The sequence below is a fragment of the Streptomyces sp. NPDC058457 genome (assembly GCF_042720695.1).
GTDB lineage: Bacteria > Actinomycetota > Actinomycetes > Streptomycetales > Streptomycetaceae > Streptomyces.
Map to the genome: position 1 here is coordinate 19,561 of NZ_JBHXLU010000125.1, position 14,839 is coordinate 34,399.

Sequence of the window (14,839 nt, forward strand, 5' to 3'; positions counted from 1 at the left end):
GCCGCCCGTAGCCTCGCCGGTTCCAGAAGGCCTTCAACCGCTCAAACCCCGTCGAAGGTGTAGTGGGACTGCTCCGCAAGGGCGGATGGAATCACCTGTTCCGCCCAGATGACCTTGCCCTCGCGGCTGTGCCGCGTGCCCCAGCGTTCGGTGAGCTGGGCAACCAGGAGCAGGCCACGGCCTCCCTCGTCGAAAGTCCTGGCGCGGCGCAGGTGCGGGGCGGTGCCACTGGCGTCGGAAACCTCGCACGTCACGGTGGACTCAAGGATCATCCGCAGTTGGATGGGGCTCTTGCCGTAGCGGATGGCGTTCGTGACCAGTTCGCTCACCACCAGCTCCGTCGTGAACGTCATCTCTTCCAGTCCCCAGGCGGCCAGCAGGTCGGAGGCGAAAGCACGCGCCTCGGACACAACGACCGGATCAGAGGGGAGATCCAGTGTCGCGACGTGATCGGCGTCCAACGCTCGGGTACGCGCCACCAGAAGGGCGACGTCGTCGGCAGGGCGCCCCGGCAGCAGCGCGTCGAGCAGGCCGTCGCAGGTCTCCTCCAGGGACTCCGGTGCGTGAGCGAGGACATCGGACAGGATCGCGATGGCGCTGTCCACGTCGCGGGCGCGGCTCTCGATGAGGCCGTCGGTGTACAGCACCAGCAGGCTGTCCTGATCCAGCTCGAACTGGGCGGTTTCGAAAGGCAACCCACCCAGACCCAACGGCGGACCGATCGGCACCTCCGGGAAGGCGACTGCGCGGGAGGTCGCTGCATCACCAGAAGTCACGACGGCCGGCAAAACGTGTCCGGCGCTGGCCAGGGAGCACACGCGGGAAACGGGGTCGTAGACCGCGTACAGACATGTGGCGCTGATCTCGTCCATGCCCCTCTGCTCCGCGCGCTGCAGACGGATGACGACATCGTCGAGGTGCGTCAGCAGTTCGTCGGGGGTGAGGTCGATGTCCGCCAGAGTACGGACGGCCGTTCGTAGTCGGCCCATGGTGGCGGAGGCCTGGAGGCCGCGGCCGACCACGTCGCCCACGACGAGGGCGACGCGTGCTCCGGAGAGCGGGATCACGTCGTACCAGTCACCGCCCACGCCGGCTCGGGTTCCGCTGGGCAGGTAGCGGGAGGCCGTCTCGACGGCGGACTCTTCCGGCACGTGCTGTGGCAGCAGACTGCGCTGGAGGGTGAGTGCGGTGCGCCGCTCCTGGGTGTAGCGACGGGCGTTGTCGATGTTCACCGCTGCTCGGGAGGAGATCTCCTGGGCAAGAAGGAGATCGTCGTCGTCGAAGGACTCGGCGGTGCGGCCACGGGAGAACTGTGCCAGCCCCAGAGGGTTCCCACGTGCCCACAGCGGGACCAGGAGCATGGAGTGGGTACCGCCGGTGTCCGAGCCGCATCCGGCTTCCGCAGGTCCCGTCAGCCACGTCGGCGCGTCGGCTGCCGTGATGCCGAGACGGAGGGGTTGTCCGGTGGCCAGTACGACAGCCGGCTCCGACTCCTCCGGGTAGCTGTGCCTCAACCCTGGGGCGACGGCCGGGTCCGTGCCGCCGATCGAAGAGTCGGAGACGGACTGCGCGATGCGACGGAGTAGCGGCGGCCCCTCTGCCGGATGCGTTACTTCTTCGCAGAAGACGGCGTCGAGAAGGTCGACGGTCACGAAGTCCGCGAGGTGGTCGGTGCCGACGTCCGCCAGTTCCTGGGCGGTGCGGGTGGTATCCAGGGTGGTCCCGATCCGCGTACCCGCTTCGTTGATGGTGATCAGCCGCCGCTGCAGCCAGCGGTCGCGTGCACTCTGGTACGCCGCGACCGCCTGCTGCGCGGTGCGATCGACGTACTCGAAACCCAGCGCGCTCAGTGTGATCGTCACTGCGTTGAGCAGCACAGGGTCCTTGGTGAGACGGCCGGTCTCCTCATGGAACAAATGAAACAAACCCGCGTGGACGAGCCGATAGACGCGCAGCAATTCGCTGATCTGAACCCCGTGCTCGGCAAGCCGACAAGCGAAATCGATGGCCGCCGGCGGCGTCGTGACCTCGGACAACTCGCGTCCGCGCTCAATAAAATCCAGAACGGTGTCGAGGTGTTCGGACAGCGCCACTGGCGCCAGAGCGGCGATGTCCTCGTGCTGCCATACCTCGGGAAGCTCGCTGCGCAAGTGTTGCAGCACGACTTCGGCCAGGTCATCCGATCGGGGCTTCAGCCCTCGGGCGAGATCTCGAAGGAAGGCATGGGCTTCTGTTCCCATAGACCAAAATGTACGGGTAAAGAATGATCCAAGCACATCTCTGTACCCACCGGCGTCCGCCGTCCGGTCGAGGGACTGGGCGACGACGACTCACCCTGGCCAGTACGTGCCCGCATGTGGATCAGAGATCGCAGAGGAAGCCGAGCAGCTCCCGCTTCACCTCATAGGAACGTCCTGCTGGGATCCAGTGCCCGCGGTCGGCCAGGACCACCGATCCTCACAGATCACGGACCTCATCCCCGAGCCGAGCGATCGCCTAGCGACTCAGCGCCGTGTGCTCCAGCTCCACGCCCCTAGCCGGCCAGTCCGCAGCCGGGACATGGCGGCACTGGCCCTGGCCGAGACTTACCGCTTGTCAGTGCGCCCGGTCCCACCATGACTCTCCCTCTGCCGGCCTTCACGTAACAGGAAGGGCACCCCGGAGCGGCAGCGGCTCGCAGCACCGGGGGACCGATGCGACATACCTAAACTTCCATCATGGAACGGAAGAGCTTTCAGGACATGAGCTGCCCCGTCGCGCTGGCGCTGGAACGGGTCGGTGAGTGGTGGAGCATCCTCATCCTGCGGGACGCGACACACGGCATCACCCGGTTCGACGGGTTCCAGAAGAGCCTGGGCATCTCGCCGAACTCCCTGACCCGCCGACTCGGCGCGCTTGTCGAGGCCGGTCTTCTCGAACGACGCCGCTACAGCGAACGCCCTCCGCGGGACGAGTACGTACTGACCGAGGTCGGGCGCGCATTCCAGCCGGTACTCATCGCGCTGTACGCCTTCGGCAGCGCCCACTTCCCGCCGGACGCGCCGAACGTGCGCCTGGTGGACAAGGATTCGGGCGCCGACGTCGACCCCATGCTGATCGACCGCGCGACCGGCCATCCCATCGACGAGGAACACGCCACGTTCCTGCCCGGACCGTCCGCGGACGACCAACTCCGAGCCGTACTCGCGCGAAGGAACGAGCAGGACTCATGAACCTTCGGTGACTTCCCTCACGATAGCTAGTTACTTGCATGATGATAGTGGCACTTCTACTGTTAGCCACCGAGGCGCTGGCGAGCGCCGGTACTCGGGCAGCCCGCTCGGACCCACAAGACCGAGCACCGCTCCACCGGCCGCCGTCAGTGCGGGGCAGTCACACGACAAGGTGTGCCATGAGCGCTTCAACAGGTGGTCGAGCCGTCTGCCAACACCGTGTAACGATCACATCGAGCCGCCGGAGTGATCGATTACGGCAAGTCCGGCGTGACCCACCTGCCACCGCGTGACCACGGACCGCCGGTCGATCAAGGGTGGGACGGCAGCCCGTCATTGACGACTCCAGGGCGAACCTTCCCTCTGACAGATCTCACGTACGAACCTGTTCGAGTCGGCGCCGACCCGGTTCGCCGATCCCGACATGGTCACCAGAGATCGCATCGACCACGCCTTGGCCATCGCAGGCCAGCCCGACCCGAATGCCGTGCTGCTCGAAACAGTCCAGGAACTTGCCACAGCACGCGGCACCAGGCCCGGCTGGCGGGCCGTTCCGACCACCGCTGTCGCGAAGCACCCCCGGCCCACTCTGGTCATCTGGGGTGACCGCGATCGTGTGCTGCCCGCCCGTCATCCGGACTCGGCGGGCCGGCTCCTCCCGCACGCCGAGACGCGTCTCGTGCCCGGGGTCGGTCACATGCCGCAGCTCGAATGCCCCGACACGTTCGCCGCCCACGTCCTGACGTTCCTCACCGCCGCGGATCGCGGCGACAACTTCCCGCCGCAGGACTCGGCGAACTCTTCCTGATTGCCTCGACCACTCACCCGTACCTGAGCGATGGAGACCAGCCATGGGTTTCACCAGCCCGTTCCCCGACGTGCACATCCCCGAAGTGAGCGTGTTCGACCTGCTGTTCAGCGGCATCGACCAGACAGATCTGGACAGGGTCGCGCTCATCGATGCCGCCGACGGGGTGCGCACCACCTACCGGGAGCTGATCGACCGGGTGGACGCGACCGCCGGGGCGCTAGCCGCTCGCGGGATCGGTGTGGGAGCGGTGGTGGGACTGTTGGCGCCGAACTCCTCCCAGTTCGCCACGGCCTTCCACGGCATTCTGCGGGCCGGTGCCACCGCGACCACCATCAACGCGTTGTTCACCGCTCACGACATCGCCAAGCAGCTCACCGACGCGAAGGCGACGATGCTGATCACCGTCACCGCACTGATGCCGCAGGCACAGCAGGCAGCAGAGGCGGTCGGGATCACACCGGAGCGTCTGATCGTCCTGGACGGAGACGGTGAATCCGCCTCCGGACATCCGAACGCCGACGACCTGCTGGCCCACAAGGCTCCTGCGCCGCAGGTCGACTTCGATCCGGCCACGCATCTGGCCGTGTTGCCCTACAGCTCCGGAACCACCGGCAATCCCAAGGGCGTCATGCTGACGCACCGGAATCTGGTGGCGAACGTGGTGCAGATCCGTCCGCTGCTCGCGATGGGGTCCGACGACAAGATCCTCGCGGTGCTGCCCTTCTTCCACATCTACGGCATGACAGTGCTGCTCAACGCGGCGCTGCAGGCTCGGGCGTCACTGGTCGTCATGCCCCGGTTCGATCTGGGTGCGTTCCTGGAGACCATCCAGGAACACCGGATCACCTACGGCTTCATCGCCCCTCCGGTCGCGGTGGCGCTGGCCAAGCATCCGCTGGTCGACGAGTACGAGATGTCGTCACTGCGCGTCCTCATGTCCGGCGCTGCGCCGTTGGACGCAGAACTCGGAAGCGCCGTCGCCAAGCGGTTGAGTGTGCGTGTGCTCCAAGGTTTCGGCATGAGTGAGCTGAGCCCGGTCAGCCACTGCATGCCCGCGGACGGCGGCCGGGAATTCTTCGGTGAGGCCGCGCCGCTCAGCTCCTGCGGTTGGCCCCTCCCCAACACGGTCAACAAGATCGTCGACCCCACCACCGGTGAGGAAGTCGCCTACCCCGCCCAAGGACTGAGCGAACCGGGCGAATTGTGGGTCAAGGGACCGAACGTGATGGCCGGATATCTCGGAAACGAGGAGGCCACCACGACCACGATCGACCCCGACGGGTTCCTGCACACCGGAGATCTCGCCCAGGTCGACCACGCCGGCCGGGTGTTCATCGTCGACCGGCTCAAGGAACTGATCAAGTACAAGGGCTACCAGGTCCCGCCGGCGGAACTGGAGGCTCTGCTGCTGACCCACCCGGCCGTCACCGATGCTGCGGTCATCGGGGTCACCGACGCCGACGGTGAGGAGATACCCAAGGCCTTCGTCGTCCGTCAGCCTGGTACCCACCTCACCGCGGACGAGGTCATCGAGTTCGTCGCCCGCCAGGTCGCCCCGTACAAGAAGGTCAGGCAGGTCGAGTTCATCGACGTCATACCCAAGTCCGCTTCGGGCAAGATCCTCCGCAAGGACCTCAGGACCCCGACCGTGTGACGCCGGCCATGCGGCGTACTCGGCGAGCCCGCCCAGGCAGAAGCGCCGCGCCCCCATCACGGGCGCGGCGCTCCGTACAGACCGCGGTTCAGGCGTTGCCGCCCCGGGGCAGCAGCGCCTCACCGAGCATTCGCCAGTACGGCATCGCGGTCTGACCCGGCTGGATCCCGATCACCTGTACAGCGACATGATCGGCGCCGGCGTCGACATGGGCACGGAGCTTCTCGACGATGGTGTCCAGGTCGCCCCAGAACACGAGGTCGTCCACGATGCGGTCGCCACCACCGGCGATCTCCGCCTCCGAGTAGCCGAGCCGTCGGAACTTAGCGATGTTGTACGGAGTGTTCAGATAGATGTGCAGATGCTCCCGTGCGATCGCACGGGCCTTGCCGGGGTCGGACTCGAACAGCACCGCGTGCTCGACGCCCAGAAACGCGTCCGGTCCGAGGATCTCGCGCGCCTGCGCGGTATGAGCCACGTTGACGTGATACGTCTGCGCGCCGGCGGTACGTTCACGAGCCAGCTCCAGCATTTTGGGCCCGTAGGCGGCCATGATGCGGCGCATCGGAGCCGTCGGCATGGGGTTGGGCGTCTCAAGTGCGTCCATCTCGTCGAGATAGGCGGTCATGGCCGCCAAGGGCTTGGTCCCCGCCCCCTGCCCGCCGCCGAAGCCAAGCCCGAGGACATGCCGGTCGGGGTAGGCGTCGGCCAACAGGAGGGCGGCGCCGTATGCCCACCGGGCTCCGCGTGACCAGATCTGCGCAATGCCGTTGATGACACGCATCTGCTCGGTGGCGGACAGCAGGAAGCCTGCGTGTGTGAGTGCGTCGCGCCCGAGCAGCTCGGGGATCCACAGCGCCCGCCAGCCCTGGGCTTCGAGTTCCTGAACCGATTCGCGTATCCGCGCCGCCAACTGGACCTCGAAGTCGAACGTGTAGACGCCGAACGTGCCGAGATCCAGGCCATCGATGGTGCTCATCGAACAACTCCTCGCGTGCGTTGAAAGCGCCCCTCCAGGGGTACTCCGCGCTGCCGACGCTTGTGGCGGACAGACCTGTCTGTTAACTTACATCCATGAGCACGGTCACGAAGCAACGCCCGGCTCGCGAGCGCATTCTGGACACGGCTTGCGAGTTGTTCTACGCCCACGGCATCCACGCCGTAGGGGTGGACCGGTTGATCGCCGAATCGGGGGTCGCCAAGGCCACGCTGTACAAGCAGTTCTCCAGCAAGGACGACGTGGTCGCCGCCTACCTGCGACTGATGGACGACAGATGGCGGCGCCAACTGCGCTCGGCAGCCCTCGCAGCCGGGAACAACCCACGCAAGCAGCTCTACGGCCTCTTCGTCGCGCTGGAGCAGGCGGCGCGAGCGGGCACCCTGGGCTGCGCATTCATCAACGCAGCTGCGGAGTACCAACCTGGCAGCATCCCGCACGCCATCACCGCCGAGCACAAGCGCGGCGTCCGCGCCTGGGTACGTGATCTGGCCGCTGAGGCCGGCGCCACGGACCCCGACGCGCTCGCCTTCCAGCTCACACTCCTGATCGACGGCACCCTGGCGGCGACGCGCGTCGCAGAGGCCGACACCGCCGCGGCAGCCGCCAAACGGGCGGCGGGTGCCCTGATCGACGCGTCCTGCCCTGATTCCGACTGACCCGGCAGATCCGAGTCGATCACCGAGTCAATGAACCACAGCCGCGATTGACTCCTACTGGTATCAGCCAGCCACGGTCCACCTGACACAAACCATTCCCAGAGCCCCAGAAGACAGACCCCTCTGTCTACTAGACAGACCCTTCTGTCAGCCTCAATCCGAGAACATCCCCCCACCGAAAGGACTTGGTCCACATGACCGAGCAGACCCTGCCCACCACCGCACACGCATGGCACCTGGACACCCGCCCCGAGGGCTGGCCGACGGCGTCCAACCTCTCCCTGCGCGAGGTGGAGCTCCCCGCGCTCGGCCCGGGGCAGCTCCTGGTCGCCAACGAGTTCCTCTCGGTCGACCCCTACATGCGCGGCCGGATGAGCGACAAGAAGTCCTACATCGAGCCCTACGAGGTGGGCGCACCGCTCGACGGCCCCGCGGTCGGCCGCGTCCTGGCATCCAACGCCGACGGCTTCGCACCCGGCGACCACGTGGTGCATTTCCTGGGCTGGCGCGACCACTCGATCGTCGACGCGGCGACCGCGCAGAAGGTCGACCCCAACCTGGCGCCGCTCCCCGCCTACCTCGGCGTGCTCGGCGTCACCGGCCTCACCGCGTACATCGGGCTGGAGCGATTCGCGAAGATCAAGGAGGGCGACACCGTCTTCGTCTCCGGCGCGGCCGGCGCGGTCGGCAGCATCGCCGGCCAGATCGCCAAGCTGAAGGGCGCCGGACAGGTGATCGGCAGCGCAGGCTCGGACGAGAAGGTCAAGCTGCTGGTCGAGGAGTACGGCTACGACACGGCGTTCAACTACAAGAACGGACCGGTCGCCGACCAGCTGGCCGAGGCCGCCCCCGACGGCATCGACGTCTTCTTCGACAACGTCGGCGGCGAGCACCTGGAGGCTGCGATCGGCGCGCTCAAGCTGCACGCACGCATCGTCCTTTCCGGGATGGTCTCCCAGTACAACGACGAGAAGGTCGTGGGTCCCCGCAACCTGTGGAACCTGTCCGTGACACGGTCGGACATCCTGTCCTTCATGGTCGGCGAGGAGCTGGATCTCCAGCCCGACTTCGTCCGTGAGGTCGGCGGATGGCTCGCCACGGGCAAGCTCCACTACCTCGAAACCGTACGGGAAGGCCTCGACAACACCCTGGATGCCTTCCTCGCGATGATGCGGGGCGAGAACGTCGGAAAGATGATCGTCAAGCTCTGACTCCGCCTGCACTGGACTGCGTGAGGGGCCTGCCGTGCGCACGGCAGGCCCCTCACCCGTTGGGCGCGCAACGATCGGCCTCTCCCCCTGCCAGGCCGTCGGACCCTCGCAGGCGGCGGCCCTCCCCACCACACAGAGAACTTGCGATCACCTACTCACGACACTTAGAATTACGATCATAATTCAATGGTCTGAGAGTTCTCACTGAAGACAACTCGGCCGACCCTTTTTCGGCAGGCCACGCCACAGGCGCCCCATTCATCACGCCTTTGCTACTCCACCAGGAACTCTCCATGGATCTCTCCGCCAGCACAGCCCTTGTCACCGGAGCCAACCGGGGTTTCGGCCGGGCCCTCGCCGCCGAACTGCTCGATCGCGGCGCCACCGTCTACGCCGGGGCCCGCAACCCCGACCAGGTGGACCTGCCCGGTGCCAGACCGATCGCGCTCGACATCACCGACCCCGCCTCCGTCGCGGCCGCCGCCGAAGCCACCGGCGATGTGACCGTCCTGATCAACAACGCGGGATCGGCCACCGGCGCCGACGTGTTCACAGCCGGCCTGGACGACATCCGGCTGGAGATGGAGACCCACTACTTCGGCACGCTCTCGATGGTCCGGAGCTTCGCGCCGCAGATCGCGGCCAACGGCGGCGGGGCGATCCTGAACGTCCTGTCCGGCCTGTCCTGGGTCAGCTTCCCGGAGATCGGCGCCTACTGCGCCGCCAAGTCCGCCGAGTGGTCGCTCACCAACGCCCTGCGCGTCCAACTCGCCGACCAGGGCATCCGGGTGGCCGGACTGCACGTCGGCTACATGGACACCGACATGGTCCGTGATGTCGAGGGGGCCAAGTCGGACCCGGCCGACATCGCACGCATCGCCGTCGACGGAATCGCCGCCGGCGCCTACGAGATCCTCGCGGACAACGCCGCCCGCCAGGCGCAGGCCGCGCTGGCCGGGGGCGTCTCCGTGCTGTATCCACAGCTCCCCTGAAAGTCCCCCTGCTGCGATCCCGCATCGGCCGGTGAACGCCGTTGACCGGTGTCGCACTCCGGGGCGTAACGCCCGGCACCCGCCTTCATCGATCCCTCACCAGGTACGTCCACCAAGGAAACGTCATGACAGAGCACCGCAAACACCCGGCTCGGAGCGGAAGCGCCGCCTGGGCCGTGGCCATCACCAGCGTGGCCGGATTCGTCACCGCCCTCGACAACCTGATCGTCACCACCGCCCTCCCCTCCATCCGAAAGGACCTCGGCGGCGGCCTGGAAGACCTCGAATGGACGGTGAGCGCCTACACCCTCACCTTCGCGGTCCTGCTCATGTTCGGCGCCTCCCTGGGCGACCGCTTCGGCCGCCGGCGGATGTTCGCCCTCGGGCTCGCGATCTTCACCACCGCCTCGGCCGGTGCAGCACTCGCGCCCGGCATGGCCGAACTGATCGCCGCGCGTGCCGCACAGGGAGTCGGCGCCGCAATCGTCACGCCACTGACACTCACCCTGCTGTCGGCGGCCGTCCCCGCCGAACGACGCGGCGCGGCCTTCGGTATCTGGGGCGCGGCCAGCGGCATAGCCGTCGCGACCGGACCGCTGATCGGCGGCACGCTCACCGAGCATCTCTCCTGGCAGTGGATCTTCTGGGTGAACGTCCCGATCGGTCTGGCGCTGATCCCGCTCGCCCTGCTCCGGCTGGACGAGAGCCACGGCCCCCACCCGAGCCTGGACCTGCCCGGCACCGTGCTGGCCAGCGGCGGTCTGTTCGGCATCGTCTACGCCCTGGTGCGCGGCAATGCCGACGGCTGGACGAGCACCCCTGTGCTGGGCGGCTTCTTCGCGGGCGCAGCCCTGCTCATCGGCTTCGTCCTCTACGAACTGCGCGCCAAGCACCCGATGCTTCCCATGCGCCTCTTCCGCCACCGCTCCTTCAGCGCCATCAATGCCGCCAGTCTGCTGATGTTCCTGGGCATGTTCGGCTCGATCTTCCTGCTCAGCCAGTACCTGCAGACGGTCGGCGGCTACTCGCCGATGGAAGCCGGCGTACGGATGCTGCCCTGGACCGCCATGCCCATGATCGCCGGGCCACTGGCCGGGGTGCTGTCCGACCGCATCGGCGGCGCGCCCGTCGTCACGGTGGGCATGGCTCTGAACGCGGTGGGCCTCGGACTCTGGGCACTGGCCGTCGACGCGCAGGTGTCGTACACCTCGCTGCTGCCGGCACTGATCGTCTGCGGCATCGGCATGGGCATGTTCTTCGCCCCCAGCGCCAACCTCGTCATGAGCACGGTCCGTCCGGAGGAACAAGGGATCGCTTCCGGCGCCAACAACGCGATCCGCGAAGTCGGCGGTGCCATCGGCGTCGCCTCGCTCGCAGCCGTCTTCTCCTCCCAGGGCGGCTACGGGGCCCCCTCGATGTTCGTCGACGGGCTGCGGCCCGCGCTCTGGGTCGGAGCCGGTGCGGTCGCCCTCGCCGCGGCCCTGGCACTGATGATGCCTCGGCAGCGCAACGCCGGTGGCCCGGTCTCGGAGGAGGCTGCGGCCGGTGCCCCGGCCGGAGTCTGAGGCCCGCAAGTGAGGGGCGGCCAGCCACAACCGGCCGGCCGCCCTCGCTTTGCAGACTCGTCTGCCGCACAAGGCGGCACAGTGTCTTCGAGCGCCTTCCGACGGATCGCCTGACAGGCAGTGGTCGTTCGGCCGAAGGGGCTCCGATCCGTCACGTCGACGAGTTCACCGGCTCGTGCCGCCGACCAGGAAGGGCCGCAGGTGCGCCAGCAGTGCATCCGGCTGCTCCTCCGGGATGAAATGGCCGCACTCCGGGATCTCGGCGCCGGTGACGTCGTCGGCGTAGGCCTGCCAGATCTCCATCGTGGGCAGGCGGGCCGGCAGTCCCGCGGAACCCCACACCGCCAGCACCGGCATGGTGAGGCGGCGGCCCGCTGCGGCATCGATGTCGTCGAGCACGATGTCCTGCTCCATGGCCCGGTAGTCGTCGAAGCTCGCACGCATGGCACCAGGACGGGAGAAGGCACGGACATAGCCGTCGATCGCTTCGGGAGTCAGTCCGTGACGGTTGTAGGTCCAGCGCTCGAAGAAGTACTCCAGGTACCCACGGATGTCGTGGCCCACGAGCCGCTCGGGCAGATCTGGCTGCATCTGGAACAGCCAGTGCCAGTACCCGGAAGCGAGTGACGCGTCCAGGCGGCGGAACATCTCCCGGGTCGGCACGATGTCCAGCACAGCCAGCCGCTCCACCTGCTCCGGACGGTCCAGTGCCCAACGGTGCCCGACACGGGCGCCGCGGTCGTGCCCCACGACCGCGGCCTTCTCGAAGCCGAGAGCCTCGACGAGGCCAGCCACGTCGGCGGCCATCCGGCGCTTGTCGTACCCCGTCGTGGGCTTGTCGCTCAGACCGTAGCCACGCAGGTCCGGCGCCACAACGGTGTGGTCGGCGGCGAGTTCCGCCAGCACCGGCCGCCAGCAGTCGGAGGTCTGCGGCCAGCCGTGGAGCAGCACGAGCAGGGGGCCGGATCCCGCTCGGACGTAGTGCAGGCGGACGCCGTCCACCCGGGTCACACCGGTCGTCACCGTCGGCTGTCCCATGGCTGCGCCTCCTCGGCACGAGCTAACCCTCTTAGAGGGTTAAGCTAACGTGCAGAATGGGGGCATGGCAACGGACGACTCGTGGATCTGGGACGGTGGACGGGTCTGCCTGGACTTCGCCAACACCCTCCGCTGCCGATGGCGGGCCACGCCCGAGGAGACACTTCGGAATCCGGGCGACCTGTCCCTCTGGCTTCAGGAAGCCGGCCTGCTCGCGCCGGGCGGCCCGAACCACATCGACACCACCGTCCTGACCTCGGGCCGACGACTGCGCGAGGCGGCCGACCGGGCCGTACTCGCGGTCGCCGACGGTCGGCTGCCCTCTCCTGCCGACGTCGCACTACTCAACCGGTCGGCCACCCAAGCCCCCCGGCCGGCCTTGCAGATCGCCATCACGGACGGACGCCTGGAACCCGCGGGCACCACAAGCCTCACCACCGACCCCCTGGCCGCACTGGCGCTCGTCGCCCAGGACGCCGTCGAACTGCTCCTGTCCCCCGAGATCGGACGCGTACGCGTCTGCGGCGCGGACACATGCGCCTTGCGCTTCCTGGACCGCTCCCCTGCTCACAACCGCCGCTGGTGCTCCATGTCCCGCTGCGGCAACCGCACCAAGGTGCGCCTCCATCAGGCACGCGCCAGGCGGGATCACCCCGCCCCGTAGGGCCTGCGCAGGAGTCCGCGCCCATCTCCCGGTACGAGCGCGCTCAGCTCACTCGGCGGCCTTCAGGCGAAAAGCGGGGCCGGGGACACTCTCGATGTCTTCGGCCCGCACGGAGTGGCCTTGTTCACAGCGGATCTGCACGTCGACGGGTGCGCCGCAGTCGCGGTGGCGCGTCAGCATGGCCGGCCCCTCCGGATCCGCACGGTAACGGTCACCCCACTGCAGGAGCCCCATCACGGCGGGAACGAGATCCATTCCCTTGGGCGTGATCACATACTTCGGCCGGCTCCGCGCGCCTGGTTCCTGATAGGTCTCGGTGGCCAGGATCCCCTCCTCCACGAGCATACGGAGCCGGGCCGAGAGCAGGTTACGAGGACAGCCGAGGACGCGCTCGAAGTCACTGAAGCGGGACGAGCCGTACCAGACCTCACGCAGGATCAGGATCGTCCATTTCTCACCCACGACCTCAAGAGTCCGGCCAATCGAGCAGTTCGACACGTCCCGGTCGAGGCGAGGGTCCACGCCGGCGTCCTGAAGATCTTCGGTCCACGCATCCATGGAGTGATTCTAACCGCATCTGAGTTTACTTTCCTATACTCAGCAAGTAGCGTCATGGCCACCCCACCGACCCGGCTGCACGCACGATGCCGGTCCGTGAAGGAGCGTCACCAGCCAGTGGCTCCGCAACCACCTCGGCACCCGAGCAGTGACCCTGCCCGACCCATCGCATCGACCGCCAAGCAGAACCCACGCGAAGACCACAGAAAAGGCCAGTTGAGATGAAGGCATTCGTCGTCGAGAAGTACGGCAAGGACGGCGTACGCGCCGCAGAGGTGGCGGAGCCCACCGTCGGGGACCGGGATGTCCTGGTCAGAGTGAGCGCCGCCAGCATCAACCCCTTGGACAAATTGGTCCGCAACGGGGAATTCAAGCAGCTTCTGAAGTACAAGCTCCCGTTCACGCTAGGCCATGACGTGGCCGGCGTCGTCACGCAGGTCGGCTCCGCCGTGCGCAGCATCAAGGTCGGCGACGAGGTCTACGCCCGTCCGCGCGACCTGCGGATCGGAGGCTTCGCCGAATTCATCGCCATCGACCAGGACGATGTCGCGCCCAAGCCGGCCTCGCTCACCCTCCAGGAGGCAGCCGCGGTACCGCTGGTGGCCCTGGCCGCATGGCAGATTCTTGTCGACCGCGCTCACGTGAAGCCGGGTCAGAAGGTCCTCATCCACGCCGGTGCCGGCGGCCTCGGCTCTACGGTCATCCAGCTCGCCAAGCACCTCGGCGCGACGGTGGCGACGACCACGGACACGGACACGGAGAAACTGGTCAGGGATCTCGGCGCCGACGTCGTCGTCGACTACACAAAGGAGGACTTCTCGCAGGTACTGTCCGGCTACGACCTGGTGCTGGACTCCCTGGGCGGGGCGAACCTGGAGAAGTCGCTGACCGTGCTGAAGCCCGGCGGACTGGCCATCGGTGTCGTCGGCCCGCCGGACGCCGGTTTCGCCAGGCAGCTCGGCGCCCCCTCGTTCCTGGGCGTGGTCATGAACGCACTCAGCCGCAAGATCCGCAAGCAGGCCAAGGCGCTCGGCGTGCGCTACCAGTTCTTCTTCATGCAGGCCAACGGCTCCCAGCTGCGCAAGCTCGGCGCCCTCTACGAGAGCGGGAAGCTCCGCCCGGTCATCGACCGGACCTTCCCGTTCGACCAGACGCTTGAGGCCATGGCGTACGTCGAACAGGGCCGAACCAAGGCCGGCAAGGTGGTCGTCTCGATGGTGCCGGAGAGCGACTGAGATCAGACCGACCACCGCAGATCTCCCGCAGAGCGAGTGACGCCGCGGCCGGCGACCCCAGGGGACGGCTGCTTCACCGAGAGCCGCCGGTGCAGCCATCTCTGGGCCCCGAGGTGACGCCATACGCTGAGGCCCGGCGTGTCACACGGCTCCACGCCGACCTGACATATGGTCAAGACACCACCCCGACTGCGCAGGGGCTGATTGCGACGGCCGGGCGACGTCGGCCTGCACCGTCAGTGC

General features: G+C 67.5%; 13 protein-coding genes. 9 read left to right on the top strand and 4 right to left on the bottom strand.

Translation table 11 applies throughout. The features are described 5' to 3' along the window. Positions 1-41: 41 nt before the first annotated feature. Complete coding sequence (locus ACFWPS_RS49460) at positions 42-2,240, bottom strand: SpoIIE family protein phosphatase (RefSeq protein ID WP_383719764.1); 2,199 nt, start codon at positions 2,238-2,240, stop codon at positions 42-44. A 477-nt stretch (positions 2,241-2,717) separates the two neighbouring features. Between ACFWPS_RS49460 and ACFWPS_RS49465 the strand changes: the two genes are divergently transcribed. The 3 genes from ACFWPS_RS49465 (at position 2,718) to ACFWPS_RS49475 (ending at position 5,677) form a co-directional block, all read left to right on the top strand. Then, a complete protein-coding gene (locus ACFWPS_RS49465) occupies positions 2,718-3,212 on the top strand; it encodes a winged helix-turn-helix transcriptional regulator (protein WP_383719766.1) in 495 nt (164 codons plus the stop codon). Between the two features lie 424 nt (positions 3,213-3,636). Beyond that, positions 3,637-4,020: an alpha/beta fold hydrolase gene (locus ACFWPS_RS49470; RefSeq protein ID WP_383719768.1), complete on the top strand. Its 384-nt coding sequence runs from the start codon at positions 3,637-3,639 to the stop codon at positions 4,018-4,020. Positions 4,021-4,063: 43 nt separating this feature from the next. Next, positions 4,064-5,677 (top strand): 4-coumarate--CoA ligase family protein, encoded by a 1,614-nt coding sequence (locus ACFWPS_RS49475; protein WP_383719770.1) that lies wholly within the window; start codon positions 4,064-4,066, stop codon positions 5,675-5,677. 88 nt (positions 5,678-5,765) lie between these two features. On the opposite strand, the gene ACFWPS_RS49480 is transcribed toward ACFWPS_RS49475, so the two are convergent. Then, the gene (locus tag ACFWPS_RS49480) at positions 5,766-6,656 is read right to left on the bottom strand and encodes a TIGR03620 family F420-dependent LLM class oxidoreductase (RefSeq protein WP_383719773.1); all 891 of its coding nucleotides are present in this window, start codon (positions 6,654-6,656) and stop codon (positions 5,766-5,768) included. Between the two features lie 95 nt (positions 6,657-6,751). Here ACFWPS_RS49480 and ACFWPS_RS49485 point away from each other — a divergent pair, with 95 nt between their 5' ends. The 4 genes from ACFWPS_RS49485 to ACFWPS_RS49500 all read left to right on the top strand — a co-directional run bounded on the left by ACFWPS_RS49485 (position 6,752) and on the right by ACFWPS_RS49500 (position 11,101). Continuing rightward, complete coding sequence (locus tag ACFWPS_RS49485; RefSeq protein ID WP_383719776.1) at positions 6,752-7,333, top strand: TetR/AcrR family transcriptional regulator; 582 nt, start codon at positions 6,752-6,754, stop codon at positions 7,331-7,333. Between the two features lie 194 nt (positions 7,334-7,527). Continuing rightward, complete coding sequence (locus ACFWPS_RS49490) at positions 7,528-8,544, top strand: NADP-dependent oxidoreductase (protein WP_383719778.1); 1,017 nt, start codon at positions 7,528-7,530, stop codon at positions 8,542-8,544. Between the two features lie 293 nt (positions 8,545-8,837). After that, positions 8,838-9,536 carry an SDR family oxidoreductase gene (locus ACFWPS_RS49495; RefSeq protein ID WP_383719780.1) on the top strand — a complete coding sequence of 233 codons (699 nt, stop codon included), beginning with the start codon at positions 8,838-8,840 and terminating at the stop codon, positions 9,534-9,536. Positions 9,537-9,661: 125 nt separating this feature from the next. Next, positions 9,662-11,101 (top strand): DHA2 family efflux MFS transporter permease subunit, encoded by a 1,440-nt coding sequence (locus ACFWPS_RS49500; protein WP_383719782.1) that lies wholly within the window; start codon positions 9,662-9,664, stop codon positions 11,099-11,101. Between the two features lie 165 nt (positions 11,102-11,266). On the opposite strand, the gene ACFWPS_RS49505 is transcribed toward ACFWPS_RS49500, so the two are convergent. Then, positions 11,267-12,139 carry an alpha/beta fold hydrolase gene (locus tag ACFWPS_RS49505; protein WP_383719785.1) on the bottom strand — a complete coding sequence of 291 codons (873 nt, stop codon included), beginning with the start codon at positions 12,137-12,139 and terminating at the stop codon, positions 11,267-11,269. Positions 12,140-12,203: 64 nt separating this feature from the next. Between ACFWPS_RS49505 and ACFWPS_RS49510 the strand changes: the two genes are divergently transcribed. Beyond that, entirely contained in the window at positions 12,204-12,803 is a 600-nt protein-coding gene (locus ACFWPS_RS49510; protein ID WP_383719788.1) for a CGNR zinc finger domain-containing protein, read from the top strand. Positions 12,804-12,851: 48 nt separating this feature from the next. Here ACFWPS_RS49510 and ACFWPS_RS49515 read toward each other — a convergent pair whose 3' ends face one another. After that, positions 12,852-13,361, bottom strand: coding sequence for a winged helix-turn-helix transcriptional regulator (locus ACFWPS_RS49515; RefSeq protein ID WP_383719791.1), 510 nt, complete (start codon positions 13,359-13,361; stop codon positions 12,852-12,854). 221 nt (positions 13,362-13,582) lie between these two features. On the opposite strand from ACFWPS_RS49515, the gene ACFWPS_RS49520 reads away from it, so the two are divergent. Then, positions 13,583-14,596 carry an NADP-dependent oxidoreductase gene (locus tag ACFWPS_RS49520; protein ID WP_383719794.1) on the top strand — a complete coding sequence of 338 codons (1,014 nt, stop codon included), beginning with the start codon at positions 13,583-13,585 and terminating at the stop codon, positions 14,594-14,596. Positions 14,597-14,839 lie beyond the last annotated feature (243 nt).